Annotated in this window: 17 protein-coding genes; 14 read left to right on the top strand and 3 right to left on the bottom strand. The window is 70.8% G+C overall.

Annotated elements, in window-relative coordinates:
• The first annotated feature begins 53 nt into the window (after positions 1-53).
• Positions 54-1334 carry a polysaccharide deacetylase family protein gene (locus ABT114_RS04645; RefSeq protein ID WP_351138563.1) on the top strand — a complete coding sequence of 427 codons (1281 nt, stop codon included), beginning with the start codon at positions 54-56 and terminating at the stop codon, positions 1332-1334.
• Positions 1335-1373: 39 nt separating this feature from the next.
• Here the strand turns inward: ABT114_RS04645 and ABT114_RS04640 are convergent, their stop codons facing one another.
• Positions 1374-2408 carry an ATP-binding protein gene (locus ABT114_RS04640; protein WP_351138561.1) on the bottom strand — a complete coding sequence of 345 codons (1035 nt, stop codon included), beginning with the start codon at positions 2406-2408 and terminating at the stop codon, positions 1374-1376.
• Positions 2409-2509: 101 nt separating this feature from the next.
• Between ABT114_RS04640 and ABT114_RS04635 the strand changes: the two genes are divergently transcribed.
• Positions 2510-3334 carry a Fic family protein gene (locus tag ABT114_RS04635; protein WP_351138559.1) on the top strand — a complete coding sequence of 275 codons (825 nt, stop codon included), beginning with the start codon at positions 2510-2512 and terminating at the stop codon, positions 3332-3334.
• A 415-nt stretch (positions 3335-3749) separates the two neighbouring features.
• On the opposite strand, the gene ABT114_RS04630 is transcribed toward ABT114_RS04635, so the two are convergent.
• Positions 3750-4583, bottom strand: coding sequence for an HAD family hydrolase (locus ABT114_RS04630; RefSeq protein WP_351138557.1), 834 nt, complete (start codon positions 4581-4583; stop codon positions 3750-3752).
• Positions 4584-5154: 571 nt separating this feature from the next.
• Between ABT114_RS04630 and ssd the strand changes: the two genes are divergently transcribed.
• From ssd to ABT114_RS04595, 7 genes are all read left to right on the top strand, one after another.
• The gene (gene ssd / locus ABT114_RS04625) at positions 5155-6267 is read left to right on the top strand and encodes a septum site-determining protein Ssd (protein WP_351139490.1); all 1113 of its coding nucleotides are present in this window, start codon (positions 5155-5157) and stop codon (positions 6265-6267) included.
• Positions 6264-7553, top strand: coding sequence for a TadA family conjugal transfer-associated ATPase (locus ABT114_RS04620; protein WP_351138555.1), 1290 nt, complete (start codon positions 6264-6266; stop codon positions 7551-7553). The genes ssd and ABT114_RS04620 overlap by 4 nt, the downstream gene beginning before the upstream one ends.
• A 5-nt stretch (positions 7554-7558) precedes the next feature.
• Positions 7559-8434, top strand: a complete 876-nt coding sequence (locus tag ABT114_RS04615) for a type II secretion system F family protein (protein ID WP_351138553.1) — start codon at positions 7559-7561, stop codon at positions 8432-8434.
• On the top strand, positions 8431-9216 hold the full coding sequence (locus tag ABT114_RS04610; protein WP_351138550.1) for a type II secretion system F family protein: 786 nt from the start codon (positions 8431-8433) through the stop codon (positions 9214-9216). Before ABT114_RS04615 ends, ABT114_RS04610 begins: the two co-directional genes overlap by 4 nt.
• A 155-nt stretch (positions 9217-9371) precedes the next feature.
• A complete protein-coding gene (locus tag ABT114_RS04605; protein ID WP_351138548.1) occupies positions 9372-9581 on the top strand; it encodes a DUF4244 domain-containing protein in 210 nt (69 codons plus the stop codon).
• Positions 9568-9933 carry a TadE family type IV pilus minor pilin gene (locus tag ABT114_RS04600; protein WP_351138546.1) on the top strand — a complete coding sequence of 122 codons (366 nt, stop codon included), beginning with the start codon at positions 9568-9570 and terminating at the stop codon, positions 9931-9933. The genes ABT114_RS04605 and ABT114_RS04600 overlap by 14 nt, the downstream gene beginning before the upstream one ends.
• Positions 9934-9959: 26 nt before the next feature.
• Positions 9960-10403, top strand: a complete 444-nt coding sequence (locus ABT114_RS04595) for an Rv3654c family TadE-like protein (protein WP_351139488.1) — start codon at positions 9960-9962, stop codon at positions 10401-10403.
• Here ABT114_RS04595 and ABT114_RS04590 read toward each other — a convergent pair.
• Positions 10288-12822 carry a DEAD/DEAH box helicase gene (locus ABT114_RS04590; protein ID WP_351138544.1) on the bottom strand — a complete coding sequence of 845 codons (2535 nt, stop codon included), beginning with the start codon at positions 12820-12822 and terminating at the stop codon, positions 10288-10290. The genes ABT114_RS04595 and ABT114_RS04590 overlap by 116 nt on opposite strands.
• 80 nt (positions 12823-12902) lie before the next feature.
• Between ABT114_RS04590 and bldG the strand changes: the two genes are divergently transcribed.
• From bldG to ABT114_RS04565, 5 genes are all read left to right on the top strand, one after another.
• On the top strand, positions 12903-13244 hold the full coding sequence (gene bldG / locus ABT114_RS04585) for an anti-sigma factor antagonist BldG (protein ID WP_009189842.1): 342 nt from the start codon (positions 12903-12905) through the stop codon (positions 13242-13244).
• A gap of 105 nt (positions 13245-13349) precedes the next feature.
• Complete coding sequence (locus tag ABT114_RS04580) at positions 13350-13784, top strand: ATP-binding protein (protein ID WP_351138542.1); 435 nt, start codon at positions 13350-13352, stop codon at positions 13782-13784.
• Positions 13785-14094: 310 nt separating this feature from the next.
• A complete protein-coding gene (locus ABT114_RS04575; protein WP_351138540.1) occupies positions 14095-16500 on the top strand; it encodes a sodium-translocating pyrophosphatase in 2406 nt (801 codons plus the stop codon).
• A 196-nt stretch (positions 16501-16696) separates the two neighbouring features.
• On the top strand, positions 16697-17299 hold the full coding sequence (locus tag ABT114_RS04570; protein WP_351138538.1) for a small secreted protein: 603 nt from the start codon (positions 16697-16699) through the stop codon (positions 17297-17299).
• A gap of 159 nt (positions 17300-17458) precedes the next feature.
• A complete protein-coding gene (locus tag ABT114_RS04565) occupies positions 17459-18997 on the top strand; it encodes a DUF7059 domain-containing protein (RefSeq protein WP_351138536.1) in 1539 nt (512 codons plus the stop codon).
• Positions 18998-19170: the final 173 nt, after the last annotated feature.

The following is a 19170-nucleotide window of genomic DNA, read 5'->3' as shown; positions in this document are numbered from 1 at the left end:
GGAAGACGCCCTCATCAGCGTTGGCCTGAGAGAAGGAAGTAGGTGGGCGGAACATGGTCGCCACCCAGAGGATCGCCGCGGGCGCTGTGGTCGCCGCGGTCGTAGCCGCATCGCTCGCCGGTTGTACGACGGGAACCGGTGGTTCCAATGGCACGAAGGAAGGGGCGCCCGGCCCGCAGAAGGCCAAGGGAGCCCCGGCGCCGGGGAGCGTGGTCCGCCTGATCGGCGACGGCTCCACCGCGTACACCGGGGCGCAGCCGCATCTGCCGAGGCCGGAGCGGCTCAAGCCCGGTCAGAAGCCACCGCAGTTCGTGGTGTTCTCCTGGGACGGGGCGGGCGAGGACAGTCAGAAGCTGTTCTCCCACTTCCGTAAGCTCGCCAAGGAGAACAACGCGACGATGACGTACTTCCTGAGCGGCGTGTACATGCTGCCGGAGGAGAAGCGCGACCTCTACAAGCCTCCGGAGCACTCACCGGGCCGCTCCGACATCGGCTTCAACGACGAGCAGGGCATCGCCGACACAGTGAAGCAGCTGCGCCTGGCGTGGCTGGAGGGCAACGAGATCGGCACCCACTTCAACGGCCACTTCTGCGGGCCCAACGGTGGTGTCGGCGAGTGGTCCGTCGAGGAGTGGAAGGACGAGATCGCCCAGGCCAAGCAGTTCGTCAAGAGTTGGAAGACCAACTCCGGCATGAAGACGGCGTCCCCGCTGCCCTTCGACTACGACAAAGAGCTCGTCGGCGCCCGCACCCCCTGCCTGGAGGGCCAGCAGAACTTCATGAAGGCCGCCCGCGAGCTGGGCTTCCGCTATGACACCAGCGGCGTCAACAACCAGGTCTGGCCGAAGAAGAAGCAAGGTCTGTGGGACCTGTCCATGCAGCTCGTGCCCTTCCCCGGGCACACCTACGAGCAGCTCACCATGGACTACAACTTCATGGTCAACCAGTCGGGCACCCAGACCCAGGGCGACCCGGACAAGTACGAGTACTGGGGTGAGCAGATGCGGGACGGCCTGCTCAAGGGCTTCGACCGCGCCTACGGCGGCAACCGCGCGCCCCTGATCATCGGCAACCACTTCGAGTCCTGGAACGGCGGCACCTATATGCGGGCCCTCGACGATGTCATCGAGAACGTCTGCAACAAGCCCGAGGTGCGCTGCGTCTCCTTCCGGCAGCTCGCCGACTGGCTGGATGCCCAGGACCCCCAGACCCTGGCCAGGCTGCGCACCCTCGAGGTCGGCGAGGCCCCGAAGCAGGGCTGGGCGTCCTTCCTGTCGGCCCGCCCGGCACCCGCCCCCAAGGGTGTGCCCGGGGCACCGGCGGTCCAGCAGTAGTCCTCGCCGTGCAGTAGTCCTGCAACGTTGCAGCAGTCTTCACCGTGCAGCAGCCCTTTGTGTGCAGTGGTTCTCGCCGTGCAGTAGTTCCCGCTGTACGGGGGCGGTGACCCCTTCGCCGAGCACGAACCCGGGGTCGACCTGCGCCGCCAGGTCGGCCCCAGTGCGCTCATTGCCCCACGACTGGGCGTTCTTCAGGTGGAAGTGCACCATCTGCCGCATGTAGCGCTCCCAGTCGCGCAGCTCGTACGTCGCGTCGACAGCCGTGTGCAGCAGACGCAGGGCGCGGCGGTTGGTGTCCTCCAGGAGCTCGAACCGGGGCGGCCGGCCCTTCTCCATGGCGCGCACCCAGTCCGAGTGCCCCACCGTCACGAGCAGGTCCTCGCCGACTTCGTCGCGGAGGAAGTCGACGTCGTCCTGGCCCTGCACCTTGTTGCCGACGACCTTCAGGACGACACCGAAGTCGCGGGCGTACTCCTTGTACTGGCGATAGACGGAGACCCCCTTCCGGGTCGGCTCTGCGACGAGGAACGTGATGTCGAAGCGGGTGAACATGCCGGAGGCGAAAGAGTCCGAGCCCGCCGTCATGTCGACCACGACGTACTCATCACGGCCGTCCACCAGGTGGTTCAGGCACAGCTCCACCGCTCCCGTCTTGGAGTGGTAGCAGGCGACCCCCAGGTCGGCGTCCGTGAACGGGCCGGTGACCATCAAACGGACGGCGCCCCCGTCGAGTTCCACCGGCCGCGCACAGGCGTCGTAGACCGGATTGGGCTCGCGCACCCGCAGCAGTCGAGAGCCCTCGCCGGGCGGGGTCGTCTTGATCATCGTCTCGGTGGAGGTGATGCGCGGGTTGGAACCGCGCAGGTAGTTCTTGATCAGTGGCAGCCGTTCGCCCATCGCGGGCAGCCTCGCTGCCTCCGCCTCGTCGAGGCCGAGCGCGGCGCCCAGGTGCTGGTTGATGTCGGCGTCGACGGCGACGACCGGCGCGCCGGCGGCCGTGAGGTGGCGGATGAACAGGGAGGACAGGGTGGTCTTGCCACTGCCGCCCTTCCCGACGAAAGCAATTTTCATGTTCACCAAGGGTAGTCGCAGGGTAGCTGTACGTGGCGTGAGGGAGTGAAGAAGACCACTCCTTCGTGGGGTGTGCGCTCGGGGTGCGTAGTGTCGTACTCATGAGTACGACAGGCGCGACCGCCGATCCGCTTGCGGCCCTGGGCTCACTGCCCGGTGTGGCCGAGTCCGTGGAGTCCGTGCGCAAGGCCGTGGACCGGGTCTACGGGCACCGGGTCATGCGGCGGCGCAGCAACGAGATCACCTCCGAAGCGGCGCTGCGCGGCGCCCGCGGCTCCGCGGCGCTGTCCGGCGCGGACTGGGGCCTCGAAGAGGTACGCCGGCGCACCGACTTCAGCGGCGACGACGAGGCGCGCGCGATGGGGGCGGCGCTCCGGCTGACCGCTGAGGCGGGCCAGCTGCTGTCCATCTGGCGGCAGTCGCCTCTCAGGGTGCTGGCCCGGCTGCACCTGGTCGCCGCCGCGAGCCAGGGCGACGAGGTCGGGCGGCCGCGCCAGGCGGGCGAGAGCGTCGGCGAGCCGCTGATCGAGCTGCCGCTGCCGAGCGCGGCGGATGTCTCGGGCCGTCTGGAAGGCCTGTCCGAATTGATCATCGCGGGCGGTTCCGCCCCTGCCCTGGTGACGGCCGCCGTGGTCCACGGCGAGCTCCTCGCGCTGCGTCCCTTCGCCTCCCATAACGGCCTGGTCGCGCGCACGGCCGAGCGCATCGTCCTGGTCGGCAGTGGCCTCGACCCCAAGTCCGTCTGCCCGGCCGAGGTCGGCCACGCCGAGCTGGGCCGGGCGGCCTACCTCGCGGCGCTTGACGGCTATGTCTCGGGCACTGCGGAGGGTATGGCGGCCTGGATCGCCCACTGTGGCAAGGCCGTCGAACTCGGGGCCCGCGAGTCGACGGCGGTGTGTGAGGCGCTGCAGCGCGGGGCGGCGTAACGCACGCGTGCGTGGGGGCACGTGCGCGTGGGGTACGAAAAAAGCCCCTGAAGGGGCTTAACAGGGTTGCGGCGGTACGATTTCTCGTACCGCCGCTGGCATGTTCACCGGGTTACCAAGCGTCCTCGAATATGTGCCCATCAGGCCGGGAACCTCGCCCGTCACCTGGTGCGGCTGGCCCGTAATCGACGGGTCGACGTCGCGTGGGTGCCTGGTGTTCATGCTGGGTCCGTGGGGCCAAATGCGTTTAAAAGGTGATCCTCTCGGATGTCCTTGGTCTCGCGGGCCTGATTCCTTTGTACTGCACACCCGGAGAAAGCGGAAGCCCTGGCCGCACTTCTTTACTTTTAGTACAAAAACATGCGAAACGGTCACCAAAGTGTCAGGGAAGGCCGGGTGGCGGCGAACGTGCAGGTCAGGCGACCGGCCCCCGGCGCCGACTCGTGTACCAGACAAGTCCTGCCGTGGCTGCCGCGGCCCCTATTGCCGCGGCCGCGACGAGAACGGGGCGGGGCGGTACGGAGAGCCCCGGAATTCGCTGCTTGAGCCGCACCGGTCGGTGGAAGTCGAGAATCGGCCATCCGTGCGTGAGCGCCTCACGGCGCAGCGCGCGGTCCGGATTGACGGCGTGCGGATGGCCGACGGCGCGGAGCATCGGCAGGTCGGTCACCGAGTCGCTGTAGGCGTAGCAGCGGGCGAGGTCGTACCCCTCGGAGGTGGCCAGCTCCTTGATCGCCTCGGCCTTCGTCGGGCCGTAGGCGTAGTACTCCACCTCTCCGGTGAAACAACCGTCGTCGCCCACGACCATCCGGGTGGCCACCACGCGGTCCGCGCCGAGCAGCTCGCCGATCGGCTCGACCACTTCGGCACCGGACGTGGACACGATCACCACGTCACGTCCGGCGGTGTGGTGCTCCTCGATGAGGGAGGCGGCCTCGTCGTAGATGATCGGATCGATCAGGTCGTGAAGGGTCTCGGCCACGATTTCCTTCACTTGTTGGACGTTCCAGCCGCGGCACAGTGCGGACAGATACTCGCGCGTGCGCTCCATCTGGTCGTGGTCCATGCCGCCCAGCAGGAAGACGAACTGGGCGTATGCGGTCCGCAAGGCGGCCCTGCGGTTGATCAGCCCGCCTTGGTAGAAGGACTTGCTGAAGGTGAGCGTGCTCGACTTCGCAATGACCGTCTTGTCCAGGTCAAAGAAGGCTGCTGTGCGGGGCAAGGAGTGGTTTTCCACGAGCCCGAGCATAGGTGCAGCCCATTCGGCGTAAGGTTGGCGCGTGGGTTTGCTTGAGAGGGCTCTCGGGTACACCATGGAAGTCACGGATCGTTCGCGACCGTGCTAACCCGGTCCGACTCCTCCCCCCCCGAGTCGGCCGTGGAGACGACCCCCGCTCTCCCCCCCGGCGGGGGTCGTCGCATGTCCGGACGGGTTTTCCCCCTTTCTGAGCGGCCACGGTGCCGTGTTGAGGCGGCTGCGGCCGCCCTCTTCGCATGCCCATGAGCGGTCACTGTGTGTAGTTGAAAGACTGCTCTGCGGAAGTCGCACAGGGAGCAGTACGGAGGTCACCGGTTTGGGTGACGGCGATATTCACAACAGCTGAGTTGTCCACAGTTTTCGACCAAGATCCACACGATTTCCGGGATCGCTGCACCGTGATTCCAACGCGTCCGGCCGGCGGCGAGTTCCTGGCCGGTTCCGATTGTCGGACGCGTAGGGCCGGTTTCTGGCGGCCGCTCATATGGCGGCCGGATGCCGGATCTTCACACGTTTGGGAATCGCGGGGCCGCAGAGGCTGCGCGACATGCAGCGAAGGGGGATGGAAACCGTGGCCGGAACCGTCACGCACGACCCGCCGCCGGCCGCCGGAGGGCGGCAGGGCAAACCGTTGATCGTCACGGAGGACGCAGAACTCCTCGACGACCTGCTGCGCCTGTGTGCGGCGGCCGGCGCCACGCCCGAGGTCCACCACGGGGTGCCGGAGCCGAGAGGCAGTTGGGAGGCTGCGCCGCTCGTCCTGGTCGGCGACGACGCCGCTCGGCGGGTGAGCGGGGCCGCCCGCAGGCGCGGAGTGGTGCTCGTCGGCCGTGACCAGGACGACTCCGGGGTGTGGCGGCGGGCCGTCGAGATCGGCGCCGACCACGTCCTGATGCTGCCCGACGGGGAGCAGTGGCTGGTCGACCGCATCGCCGACGTCGCCGAGGGCGTCGGTCGGCCCGCGCTCACCGTCGGCGTGATCGGCGGCCGCGGGGGCGCCGGAGCGTCCACCCTCGCGTGCGCGCTCGCCGTCACCTCCGCCCGCGAGGGGCTGCGCACCCTGCTCGTGGACGCCGATCCGCTGGGTGGCGGACTCGACGTACTCCTCGGCAGCGAGACGGCCGAGGGGCTGCGCTGGCCCGCCTTCGCCGCCTCCCGCGGGCGGGTCGGCGGCGGCGCTCTGGAGGAGTCCCTGCCGCGCCTGCACTCGCTGCGAGTGCTGAGCTGGGACCGCGGCGACTGCGTCGCCATCCCGCCCCAGGCCGTACGGGCGGTGCTCGCGGCGGCCCGACGCCGGGGCGGCACGGTCGTCGTGGACCTGCCGCGCCGCATCGACGACGGGGTGGCCGAGGCCCTCGCCCAGCTCGACCTCGGGCTTCTTGTGGTCCCCGCCGAACTGCGCGCCGTCGCCGCGGCGGGCCGAGTGGCCTCCGCCGTCAGCATGGTCCTGCGCGACCTGCGGGTGGCGGTACGAGGGCCGTACACGCCCGGACTCGATGACCGCGAGGTGGCACGGCTGCTCGGACTGCCCCTGGCCGGCGAGGTACCCGTGGAATCCGGGCTGCTGCGCCCGAACGGTGGCAAGGCGCCGCCGGGCGCGGCCGCGCGGGGACCGCTCGCCCGGTTCTGCAAGGAGTTCTGGGAGCGGGCCCTGGTCGAGGCAGGTGCCGCATGAGCACGCTTCCCGGACTGGAGCGGGCGACCGGCCCGGGGCTCCTCGACGGCGTACGGCAGTGGCTGGCCGAGAGCGGCGCCGAACCGACACCCGCGCGTGTGGCGCAGGCCCTGCGCGAACAGGGACGGGTACTCGGGGACGCCGAGGTGCTCGGCGCGGCCGAGCAGTTGCGCTCCGAGCTGGTCGGCAGCGGGCCCCTGGAACCGCTGCTCGCCGATCCCACGGTGACCGACGTACTGGTGTCGGCTCCGGACCGGGTGTGGGTGGACCGGGGCGGCGGGCTTGAGCTGACGGCCGTCGCCTTCCCGGACGCGGCGGCCGTACGACGCCTCGCACAGCGGCTCGCGGCGGTGGCCGGACGCCGGCTGGACGACGCGCGGCCCTGGGCCGACGCCCGGCTGCCGGATGGCACCCGGCTGCACGCGGTACTGTCCCCGGTCGCCGTCGGCTGCACCTGTCTGTCGCTGCGGGTGGTACGCCCGCGTGCGTTCACGCTCGACGAGTTGGTGGCGGCGGGCACAGTGCCGCCGGGCGGGGACCGCGTGCTGCGGGCGCTGCTGCGGGCCCGGCTGTCCTTCGTGATCAGCGGCGGGACCGGCAGCGGCAAGACAACCCTCCTGAGCGCGCTGCTCGGGCTCGTCGGGCCCGGCGAGCGGATCGTGCTCGCGGAGGACTCGGCGGAACTGCGGCCGGACCATCCGCACGTCGTACGCCTGGAGACGAGACCCGCAAACCAGGAGGGCGCCGGCCTCGTCACTCTCGAGGACCTGGTGCGGCAGGCGCTGCGCATGCGCCCGGACCGGCTGGTCGTCGGCGAGGTGCGAGGCCCCGAAGTGGTCCATCTGCTGGCCGCGCTGAACACCGGTCACGAAGGCGGCTGTGGGACCGTCCACGCCAACGCGGCCGCCGACGTACCGGCCCGGCTGGAAGCGCTCGGCACGGCGGCAGGGCTCGACCGGGCCGCGCTGCACAGCCAGGTCGCGGCCGCGCTGTCGGTGGTCCTGCACCTGGTGCGCGACCGGGCGGGACGGCGCCGGATCGCCGAGGTGCACGTGCTGGAGCGGGACACATCGGGGCTGGTGAGGACGGTGCCGGCGCTGCGGTGGGGCCCGGAGGCGTTCGCCCGCGAGCGGGGATGGGAGCGGCTGCGTGGGCTGCTGCACGGCCGGGAGGACGAGAACAGCCAGGGCGAGGAGAACGGTCCGGACGGCAAGGCGGTGCTGGGCGGTGAGGGCGGTCCGGCGCGTGAAGAAGCGCCGGATGACGAGAACGGGAGGAAGTGGTGAGCGGAATGGGTGAGGTTTCGTCGGGCGAGCTGGCGATGGGCGCGGCCGTGGTGTGCGTCGGGGCGGCTGCGTGGTCGATGGGCGGATGGCACTCCGGGGTGCGGCGGGCGCAGTCGCTGCTCGCGGGCGGCGGGGTGGTGGGCACCGGGCCACCGGAGTGGCGGCAACTGGCCGGAGAACTGCGGCGGGTCCGCGGGCGGTGGCGGGCCGAGTGGTGGGCGTTGGCCGCCGGGCTGGTGCTGGCGGTACTGGGTGCTTCGGTGCTGCCGGTCGTCGCGGGGGCGGCGGGGGTGCCGGTGCTGCGCCGGGTGCGGCTGGCCGGTCGGGCGCGGCGGGAGCGGGAGCGCCGGGGAGACGCGGTCATCGCCCTGTGTGGGGCGCTCGCCGGCGAGGTGCGCGCGGGGCGGCAGCCGGGGGAGGCACTGCTGCGTGCTGCACGTGACTCCGGAGGGTTCGGGGACGCGCAGGCGGCGGTGCTGGCGGCGGCGAGGTTCGGCGGGGACGTCCCCGGGGTGCTCGCGGCGGCGGCACGGCAACCGGGGGCTGAGGGCCTGCTGGGCCTCGCGGCGTGCTGGCGGGTTGCCGTGGACCGGGGCGCGGGTCTCGCGGCCGGACTCGACCGGCTCGAAGGGGCACTGCGCGCCGACCGGGACCAACGTGCCGATCTCCGCGCGCAGTTGGCGGGCACCCGCTCCACCGCCGTGATGCTCGCCGGGCTGCCCGCCCTGGGTCTGCTCCTCGGCGCCGCTCTGGGCGCCGACCCGCTGCACGTACTGCTGCACACCGGAGCGGGCCTGGGCTGTCTCCTGATCGGCGGCCTGCTGGAGGGCGCGGGGATGTGGTGGGCGCTGCGGATCGTACGGGGAGCGGAGGCGACGTGAGTGCGGAGGTTGTCCACAGGCTGGGGGCGGCCTTGGGGATGGTGATCGCCCTGGGGTGGCTGGTGCGCTGGGCGGCGGCGGTGCGGTGGGAGCGCAGGGTGCGGCGCCGGCTGGCCGAACTGTTGGCCCTGGAAGGGGCGTCGGCGCGTTGCCGCCTGGTGGTGAGTGGGGCGGTGCGGCGGTGGCCGGCCCTGGTGGGAGTGGTGATGGCCGGGTGGATGGTGGTCGGCGGTGTCACGGGTGTCGTGGTCGGGCTGATCACGGCGCTCGCGTTGCGGCGATGGCGCCTTCGGCAGGCGTCCACCGACTCCGCGGCCGAGGTCGACGCACAGGATGCTGCCCGGCAACTCCCACTCGCGGCAGAACTGCTGGGTGCCTGTATCGAGGCGGGAGCCGGTCCGGTGATCGCGGCGCAGGCCGCGGGCGAGGCGCTCGGTGGCCCCGTAGGGGAAGCGTTGGCGCGCGGCGCGGCCGAAGTGCGGCTCGGCGGTGAACCGGGCGAGGCCTGGCGGCGGCTGGCTTCGATCCCGGGCGCGGAGCCCCTGGCGCGGTTGCTGGCACGGGCCGGCGTCTCCGGACTCCCCGCGGCCGGCCCCGTCGCGCGGCTCGCCGCGGATGCCCGCGCCGACCGGGCGCGCAACGCGACAACACGGGCCAGACGGGCGGCGGTGATGGTCACCGCGCCGGTCGGGCTGTGCTTCCTGCCCGCGTTCATCGCGGTCGGCGTCATGCCCGTGGTGATCGGGCTGGCGGGCGAGGTGGTGGGAGGGGGTGGTGGATGACGTGGCGGTGGATGACGTGGCGGTGGCCGTGGACGGCGTACGACCAGCTGTGAGAGATCCGACGCGCGACGGGCAGCGGCGGATCAGAGCGATCCGACGCGCGACAGACAACGGCAGATCAGAGATCAACAGAACCGAACCTTACGGGGGTTGAGATGGACAAGGCGGTACGGGCGCGGCTGCGTGCCCTGGTGTGCAGGGCGCGTGCGGCGCGCAGGGACGCGGGGATGGTCACCTCCGAGTACGCGATGGGGATCGTCGCGGCAGTGGCCTTCGCCGTGCTCCTCTACAAGGTGGTGACGAGCGGTCAGGTCAGCGCGGAGCTGCAGGCCATCGTGAAGCGAGCGCTCAGTGCGCGGATGTGAGCGAGGTGCGGACCGGGGGTTCGTGACGGCCGAGTCGGCGGTGGTGCTGCCCGTGCTGGTGGTGTTCGCGATGGCGCTGGTGTGGGGGCTGCTCATGGTGGCCGCACAGATCCAGTGCGTGGACGCGGCGCGGACGGGGGCCCGGGCTGCGGCCCGCCAGGACCCGCCCGGCGCGGTCCTCGAGGTCACCCGCGCGGCGGCACCGGACGGTGCGAAGGTCACGGTCGGCCGGGAGGGCGACCAGGTGCGTGTGGTGGTCGTGGCCAGGTTCCCGGCGCTGCATGGGCTGCCTTTCGAGGTACGGGAAGAAGCCGTGGCGTCGGTGGAGGAGCTGGTGGGGGTGGGGTCGTGACAAGGGGTTTGCCCGTGACGAGGCGTTTGCCCGTCCGGGCGCGGGGCGGTGGGCTGAGATCGGACCGCGGTTCCGCCACCGTCTGGAGCGTCGGTGCCGTCGCCGTGCTGTGCGTGGTGTTCGGGGTCGTGCTGGCGTTGGGGCAGGCCGTCGTCGTCCGGCACCGCGCGGCCGGCGGCGCTGACCTCGCGGCGCTCGCGGCGGCCGACCACTGGGCGGAGGGCGGCGCGGCGGCCTGCGCCCGCGCGGACCGGGTGGCGCGGGCCCAGGGGGCGCGGCTGGTGCGGTGCGCGATCCTCGGCGAGACCTCGGACGTGTCGGCGGCGTCGGGGCGGGGGCCGTTCGCGGCGGAGGTCAGGGCGCGGGCGGGCCCGGCGGGACCGGACCCGCAGGCTCCCCCGCCGACTCCCTCCGGGCCTGCTGCTCCGCCTGCGGGTTCTCCTCCGGAGCCCCCCGCAGCAGGACCGTGAGCAGCCGTACAGCGCCTCTCTTGTGCAGGGGGTCGTTCCCGTTGCCGCACTTGGGGGACTGGATGCAGGACGGGCAGCCGGCGTCGCACTCGCAGGAGGCGATGGCCTGGCGGGTGGCGGTGAGCCAGGCGCGGGCGGTGTGGAAGGCGCGCTCGGCGAAGCCCGCACCGCCGGGGTGGCCGTCGTAGACGAAGACCGTCGGCAGGAGGGTGTCGGGGTGCAGTGGCACGGATACGCCGCCGATGTCCCAGCGGTCGCAGGTCGCGAAGAGGGGCAGCATGCCGATCGACGCGTGCTCGGCGGCGTGCAGGGCGCCGCCGAGGATCTCCGGATTGATCCGGGCCTCGTCCAGTTGGTCCTCGCTGACCGTCCACCACACGGCGCGCGTACGGAGCGTACGAGGAGGGAGGTCGAGTTTCGTCTCGCCCAGCACTTCACCGGTGATGACACGTCTGCGCAGGAAGGAGACCACTTGGTTGGTGACCTCGACGGAGCCGTAGCAGAGGCGGCCGTCGCCCCAGGGGATCTCGACGTCCGTCTCCAGGACGGAGATCGACGTCGTGTCGCGGGCGACCGTCGAATACGGCGGACTCGCCTCCTCGACGAGGGCGACCGAATCCTCCAGGTCGAGGGAGCGGACGAGATACGTACGGCCCTGGTGGAGGTGGACCGCGCCCTCGTGGACGGTCGTGTGGGAGGCGGCCTCGTCGACCGTGCCCAGCAGCCGGCCCGTCCCGGCCTCGACGATCTGCACCGGCCGGCCGCCCTCGCCGCGGATGTCGGCCAGGTCGGCGGCCCGCTCCCGGCGCGTCCAGTGCCAGGCCTTCGTCCGGCGACGCAGCAGCTTCGCGGCCTCCAGCTGCGGCAGCAGCTCAGCGGCGGCCGGGCCGAAGAGGGCCAGGTCCTCCTCGACCAACGGCAGTTCCGCCGCGGCCGCACACAGGTGCGGGGCGAGGACGTACGGGTTGTCGGGGTCGAGGACCGTCGATTCCACCGGTTGGTCGAACAGGGCCTCCGGATGATGGACGAGGAACGTGTCCAGCGGGTCGTCACGGGCCACCAGGACGGCGAGAGCCCCCTGGCCGGAGCGTCCGGCCCGGCCCGCCTGCTGCCACAGGGACGCGCGCGTGCCCGGGTACCCGGCGATCAGTACGGCATCCAGGCCCGACACGTCCACGCCGAGCTCGAGCGCGGTCGTGGCGGCGAGACCGAGGAGTTCACCGGAGTGCAGGGCGCGTTCCAGGGCGCGGCGCTCCTCGGGGAGATAGCCGCCGCGGTACGCCGCGACACGCCGGGCCAGTGACCGGTCGACCTCGGCGAGGCGCTCCTGGGCGATGACGGCGATGAGCTCGGCGCCGCGCCGTGAGCGTACGAAGGCGACCGTGCGCACGCCCTGGACGGCGAGGTCGGTGAGCAGGTCGGCGGTCTCGGCGGTGGCGGTACGGCGGACCGGCGCGCCCTTCTCGCCCTGCATCTCCGTGAGCGGGGGCTCCCAGAGAGCGAACACCAGTTCCCCGCGGGGTGAGGCGTCGTCGGCTACCTCGACCACCGGGAGGCCGGTCAGACGGCGGGCGGCCACGGACGGCTCGGCGGCGGTGGCGGAGGCCAGCAGGAAGACCGGGGAGGCCCCGTAGCGCGCGCACAGCCGGCGCAGACGGCGCAGGACCTGGGCGACGTGGGAGCCGAAGACGCCACGGTAGGTGTGGCACTCGTCGATGACGACGTACTTGAGCGACTTCAGGAAGGAGGACCAGCGGGGGTGCGACGGCAATATGCCGCGGTGGAGCATGTCCGGGTTGGTGAGGACGTAGTTGGCGTGCTGGCGGACCCACTCGCGTTCCTCGAACGGAGTGTCGCCGTCGTACACGGCCGGGCGTACGGCGTTGCCCAGGGGTTGTGAAAGTTCCTTCACCGAGCGGCACTGGTCGGCCGCCAGGGCCTTCGTGGGGGCCAGGTAGAGGGCGGTGGAGCCGCGGCCGTTCGGGGCCTCTGAGCCGTCCAGGAGGGTGGACAGGACCGGGACCAGGTAGGCCAGGGACTTGCCGGACGCCGTGCCGGTGGCGACGACCACGGAGTCGCCGTCCAGGGCGTGCTCGGCGGCCCGTGTCTGGTGGGCCCAGGGGTGCTCGATGCCGCACGCCTGCACTGCCGCGATGACCTCCGAGCGAATCCGGTCAGGCCAGACGGCATGGCGACCCGCGCGCGGGGGCAAATGCTCCGTATGAGTGATGCGCGAAGCCCGGCTCGGCCCCGAGGCGAGCCGGTCCAGGACCGTGCCCGGTGCGGGACGGGATTCGGGGTCCGTCGGGGATCGATCGGATCGGTGATTCTTGGCCATCGGCACCGAGTGTGTCACTGGAGTGACGGACAATGGAGCCAAGGCGTCGTGCACGCCTGCCGGTAAGTGATTGAATGCCATCGCGGCTGGCGAACCGTCCTGGGGGCTCTGCCGAGGTGTCCCATGGGGCGACCGCTCGATAGCAAGGTGCTGGAGGATCCGTGGACCTGTCCCTGTCGACCCGTACCGTCGGCGATCGTACGGTCGTCGAGGTCGGTGGCGAAATCGACGTATATACCGCGCCCAAGCTGCGCGAGCAGCTGGTCGAGCTGGTGAACGACGGGAATTTCCACCTCGTCGTCGACATGGAGGGCGTGGACTTCCTCGACTCCACCGGGCTCGGCGTGCTGGTCGGCGGCCTGAAGCGGGTGCGTGCCCATGAGGGCTCGCTGCGCCTGGTCTGTAACCAGGAGCGCATTCTGAAGATCTTCCGCATCACCGGTCTCACCAAGGTGTTCCCGATCCACACCTCGGTCGACGAAGCGGTGGCGGCCACCGACTGATCGCCGGCCCGGGCGTGTGCCCGGACGGCAGAGTTGAACACAGGGGGACCGGGCTTTCGGCAGCCCGGCCCCCCGACCGCACGCCCGTAGTTCCGAGGGGGATGCATGGCCACCGTTGAACTCCGCTTCAGCGCGTTGCCCGAGCACGTCAGGACCGCCCGACTGGTGGCGGCAGCGGTGGCGCGCAGGGCCGGAGTGGACGAGGCCGTTCTCGACGAGGTCAGACTCGCCGTCGGCGAGGCCTGTTCCCGTGCCGTCGGACTGCACCAGAGCAGCGGCATCACGGCACCGGTGCAGGTGGTGCTGATCGAGGAGGAGAAGCAGTTCTCCATCGAGGTCGGGGACGAGGCGCCGCACGCGCCCCGGGACGGCTCGGCCGGTGCCGCGGCCGAGGATCCGGACATCGAGGCCGAGGAGGACGAGATGGGCCTCGCGGTCATCAGCGGGCTCGTCGACGACGTGGAGGTCACCGCCGGGGAGGACGGCGGACGCATCCGCATGACCTGGCCGACCACCCCGCCGGCCGCCGTGCCGGCCTGACGCCTTCCCGTCGTATCACCGCATCTCCCACTCCAGGGCCCTGCTCAGCAGGGCCCTTCGTGTTTGCGTCACCCGCATCCGGGAATTCGTGAAGAAATTCACGATCAATCGCGCGATAATTTGATCAAGTGTCAATGTGGGCGTCAATGGTTTTGGGGCGTTACCTCTTTCGGGTTCGATGGCATGACCTCGATCATTTGCTGAAGAGCAAGTGAAGGCCAATTCCATTTACCGCGCACTGTTTTGATCAGGTTCCGGTACCTACAATCCGTCCACATCTTGAGCTCAGCCCAAGCGTCAAGGAGGACGAATGGCGGGGCTTTCTACCCCTCAGCAGTTCGATCACCCCACAACCTTCGCAGCCGCAGTACTGACCGACGACAACCGCATCCTCGTGACGGTCATCGGTGCCGTGGCGCTGGCGGCGCTCGTGGTCGCGGGCATCCTGTTGCGCCAGGTGCTCGCCGCGGGCGAGGGCACCGACAGCATGAAAAAGATCGCGACGGCGATCCAGGAAGGTGCCAACGCCTATCTGGCCCGGCAGCTGCGCACGCTCGGCGTATTCGCCGTGGTCGTGTTCTTCCTGCTCATGCTGCTGCCCGCGGACGACTGGAATCAGCGCGCCGGCCGATCGATCTTCTTCCTGATCGGCGCCGGTTTCTCGGCGGCCACCGGCTATATCGGCATGTGGCTCGCGGTACGCAGCAATGTGCGTGTCGCCGCCGCGGCCCGGGAGGCGACCCCGGCGGAGGGCGAGCCGGAAAAGGATCTCACCACCGTCTCGCACAAAGCCATGAAGATCGCTTTCCGTACGGGCGGCGTCGTCGGCATGTTCACGGTGGGGCTCGGTCTGCTGGGCGCCTCCTGCGTGGTGCTGGTGTACGCGGCCGACGCGCCGAAGGTGCTCGAGGGTTTCGGCCTCGGGGCCGCCCTGATCGCCATGTTCATGCGTGTCGGCGGCGGCATCTTCACCAAAGCCGCCGACGTCGGCGCCGACCTGGTCGGCAAGGTCGAGAAGGGCATTCCGGAGGACGACCCGCGCAATGCCGCGACCATCGCCGACAACGTGGGCGACAACGTCGGCGACTGCGCGGGCATGGCGGCCGACCTCTTCGAGTCGTACGCCGTGACCCTGGTCGCCGCGCTGATCCTCGGCAAGGCGGCCTTCGGTGACTCCGGCCTCGCCTTCCCGCTGCTCGTGCCCGCTATCGGCGTCGTCACCGCGATGATCGGCATCTTCGCCGTGGCCCCGCGCCGCACCGACCGCAGTGGCATGTCCGCGATCAACCGGGGCTTCTTCGTCTCCGCGGTGATCTCGCTCGTGCTGGTCGCGCTGGCGGTCTTCGTCTATCTGCCGTCCTCGTACGCCGACCTCGACGGCGTCACCGACGCGGCGATCAAGGGCAAGGGCGGCGACCCGCGGATCCTCGCCCTGGTCGCGGTGGCGATCGGCATCCTGCTCGCCGCCGTCATCCAGCAGCTGACCGGCTACTTCACCGAGACCACCCGGCGCCCGGTCAGGGACATCGGCAAGACCTCGCTGACCGGCCCGGCCACCGTCGTCCTGGCCGGTATCTCCGTCGGCCTGGAGTCGGCCGTCTACACCGCCCTGCTGATCGGCCTCGGCGTGTACGGGGCCTTCCTGCTCGGCGGTACGTCGATCATGCTGGCGCTGTTCGCGGTGGCGCTGGCCGGCACCGGACTGCTCACCACGGTCGGTGTGATCGTCGCGATGGACACCTTCGGGCCCGTCTCCGACAACGCTCAGGGCATCGCCGAGATGTCCGGTGACGTCCAGGGCGCGGGCGCGCAGGTGCTCACCAACCTGGACGCGGTGGGCAACACCACCAAGGCCATCACCAAGGGCATCGCCATCGCCACCGCCGTCCTGGCGGCGTCGGCACTCTTCGGGTCGTACCGCGACGCGATCACCACCGGCGCGCAGGACGTGGGCGAGAAGCTCACCGGGCAGGGCGCGCCGTTGAGTCTGATGATGGACATCTCGCAGCCCAACAACCTCGTCGGCCTCATCGCGGGCGCGGCGGTCGTCTTCCTTTTCTCGGGGCTGGCGATCAACGCGGTGTCGCGATCGGCGGGGGCCGTGGTGTTCGAGGTCCGGCGGCAGTTCCGCGAGAAGCCGGGGATCATGGACTACACCGAGACCCCGGAGTACGGCAAGGTCGTCGACATCTGCACCAAGGACGCCTTGCGCGAGCTCGCCACGCCCGGGCTGCTGGCAGTCATGGCGCCGATTTTCATCGGCTTCACACTCGGCATCGGCCCGCTCGGGGCGTATCTCGCGGGTGCCATCGGGGCGGGCACGCTGATGGCGGTGTTCCTCGCCAACTCCGGTGGTGCCTGGGACAACGCCAAGAAGCTGGTCGAGGACGGCCACCACGGCGGCAAGGGCAGCGAGGCTCACGCGGCCACAGTGATCGGCGACACGGTCGGCGACCCCTTCAAGGACACCGCCGGTCCGGCGATCAACCCGCTGCTGAAGGTCATGAACCTGGTGGCACTGCTGATCGCGCCCGCCGTCATCAAGTTCTCCTACGGCGACGACAAGAACCTCGGCGTGCGGATCCTGATCGCGGTCGTCTCGCTCCTGGTGATCGTGGTCGCGGTGTACGTCTCCAAGCGGCGCGGCATCGCCGTGGGTGACGAAGACAACGCCGAACGGGTATCCAAGTCGGCCGATGCTGCGGTGGTTTCGTAGGCGGTCCCGACGAGGTCCAGCTCACAGGGGCGGGCGGTAGCGCGTATCGACGCGTCGCCGCCCGCCCCTGTGCGCGTTCGCGCCCCTCCTCGTGAGCCTTCTCTCACTTGGTGCAAATGGCTGCAATAGCTCTCTTAAGGAACATTCGTCGCGTGTTTGTCGGCCACGTGGCGTGTATGTTCCGGGGCCGAGAGCCATGGAAGGGACCAATCCGGTGAACAAGAAGCTCGCGGCCGCGCTGTCCGGCGGTGCGGTACTGGCAATGGCGTTGTCGGGATGCAGCAGTGACGACGGCAGCAGCGAGAAGCTGAACGCCTGGGCCAAGGCGGTCTGCGACTCCGTACAGCCGCAGGCCAAGAAGATCGAGGCCGCCAACACCGCCATCCAGAAGCAGACCTCGGACAGCAGTGCGCCGGAGGACGTCCAGAAGACCGACTCCCAGGCCTTCCAGGACATGTCGGACGCCTACAAGGCGATCGGTGCCGCCGTCGACAAGGCGGGCGCGCCGGACACCGGGGACGCCAAGAACGCCGAGAAGAAGCAGCAGGACGCGGTCAAGGAGCTCAACGACATCGCGTCGTCGTACGCCTCGCTGAAGAAGCAGGTCGACGCGCTCGACACGAAGGACCAGGCCAAGTTCGCGGACGGCCTGAAGGACGTCGCCACCGAGCTCGACAAGCTGAGCAAGAGCGGGAACGGCGCGCTCAAGACCCTCGAGGAGGGCGACGTCGGCAAGGCCATGGGTGAGCAGGCGAGCTGCAAGTCCACGGCCTCCTCGGCGTCGGCCACGGCGAGCTGACCCGGCCCGCACGCCCCTGGAAGCCCCCGCACGCGCGCGTAGCGGGGGCTTTCGGCTGTGCGTGCGGGGTTCTTCGCTCGCGACCACGGAGGCTTCGGCCGTGTACGCGCGGTGCGGGTGCGAGTGGGCGCGATCGCGATGTCGGTCCGAGCGGACACAATGGGGGGCGTGAGCAACTCCACCCTCAGCCCCCTGCCGTCCGCCGACCGCCCCGACGTCACCGCCCGGCTGCGCGACGCCCTGCTCGGCGCCTCCTTCACCGCCGACGGGCTGCTCGAACTGCTCGGCGCCCCCGCGTACGCGGCGCTGGCGCGCAGCGAGACCGTCCCCGCGCTCCGAGCGACCCGCGGGGACACGCCGCTGGAGACGCTCGTCCGGCTGTTCCTGCTGCAGCAGCCCGTGCCGCACACGCGCGTGGAGGAGGTTCTGCCCGTCGACGCCTGCCTGGAGAGCGGCTGGCTGGTGCGCACCGGCGGAGACGCCGGGGACGACGTCGCCGCGACCGTGGACGTACGGCCGTACGGCGGACCCGGCGGCGAGGACTGGTTCATCGTGTCCGACCTGGGGTGCGCCGTCGGTGGCGCCGGCGGTATCGGCAGCCGGGACGAGTGTGTCGTCCTCGGCGTCGGCGGTGCCTCCACGACCCTCGCCGGCATCACCGTCCGTACGCCCGTCTCCTCCGCCCTCGACCTCGGCACCGGCTCCGGGATCCAGGCGCTGCACGCCGCCCAGCACGCCACGCGCGTGACGGCGACCGACCTCAACCCGCGCGCACTGCACATCACCACCCTCACCCTCGCGCTGTCCGGCGCGCCGGCCGCCGACCTTCGCGAGGGCTCACTCTTCGAGCCGGTCCGGGACGACGAGACGTACGACCTGATCGTGTCGAACCCGCCGTTCGTGATCTCGCCGGGCGCCCGGCTGACGTACCGCGACGGCGGGATGGGTGGGGACGATCTGTGCCGCACGCTCGTTCAGCAGGCGGGGGAGCGGCTGAACGAGGGCGGGTTCGCGCAGTTCCTCGCCAACTGGCAGCACATGGAAGGGGAGGACTGGCAGGACAGGCTCAGGTCATGGGTGCCGCGCGGGTGCGATGCCTGGATCGTGCAGCGCGAGGTGCAGGACGTCACGCAGTACGCCGAGCTGTGGCTCAGGGACGCGGGCGACCATCGGGGCGACCCGGTCGAGTACCAGGCGCGGTACGACGCGTGGCTGGACGAGTTCGAGGCGCGCAAGGTGAAGGCCGTCGGCTTCGGCTGGATCACGCTGCGCAGGACGGCGGCCACCGAGCCCTCCGTCACCGTGGAGGAGTGGCCGCACCCGGTCGAGCAGCCGCTCGGTGACACGGTCCGGGAGCACTTCGCCCGCCTCGACTACCTGCGGGAGCACGATGACGCGGCTCTGCTCGCGGGCCACTTCAGGCTCGCCGCCGAGATCGTCCAGGAGCAGGTCGGACTGCCCGGCGCCGAGGACCCGGAGCACGTCGTGCTGCGCCAGCACCGCGGCATGCGCCGGGCCACCAAGGTGGACACGGTCGGCGCAGGCTTCGCGGGCGTGTGCGACGGTTCGCTGAGCGCGGGCCGCATCCTCGACGCCATCGCCCAACTGGTCGGCGAGGACCCGGTGTTGTTGCGCGACCGCACGCCCGCGCAGATCCGGCTGCTGGTGGAGCAGGGGTTCCTCGAACCGGCGCAGTGACACGGCGCGCGGCCCGTCCGGGCGTCACGCCTGGGGTGGGCATGCACTCCCGAGGTCACTGTGTCCGGTCTGGCAGGATTGATCCGGAAAAGGTCTCCTGTCAGCGGCAGGTGCGAAGCTACCTTCGAGAGACAGGTCCACGCGTTCTCGGGGGAGGCGCGCTGTCCCGGGGG

It is taken from the genome of Streptomyces sp. NPDC002088 (assembly GCF_040296605.1).
Lineage (GTDB): Bacteria > Actinomycetota > Actinomycetes > Streptomycetales > Streptomycetaceae > Streptomyces.
This window is presented reverse-complemented; position numbering and strand designations above follow the sequence as displayed.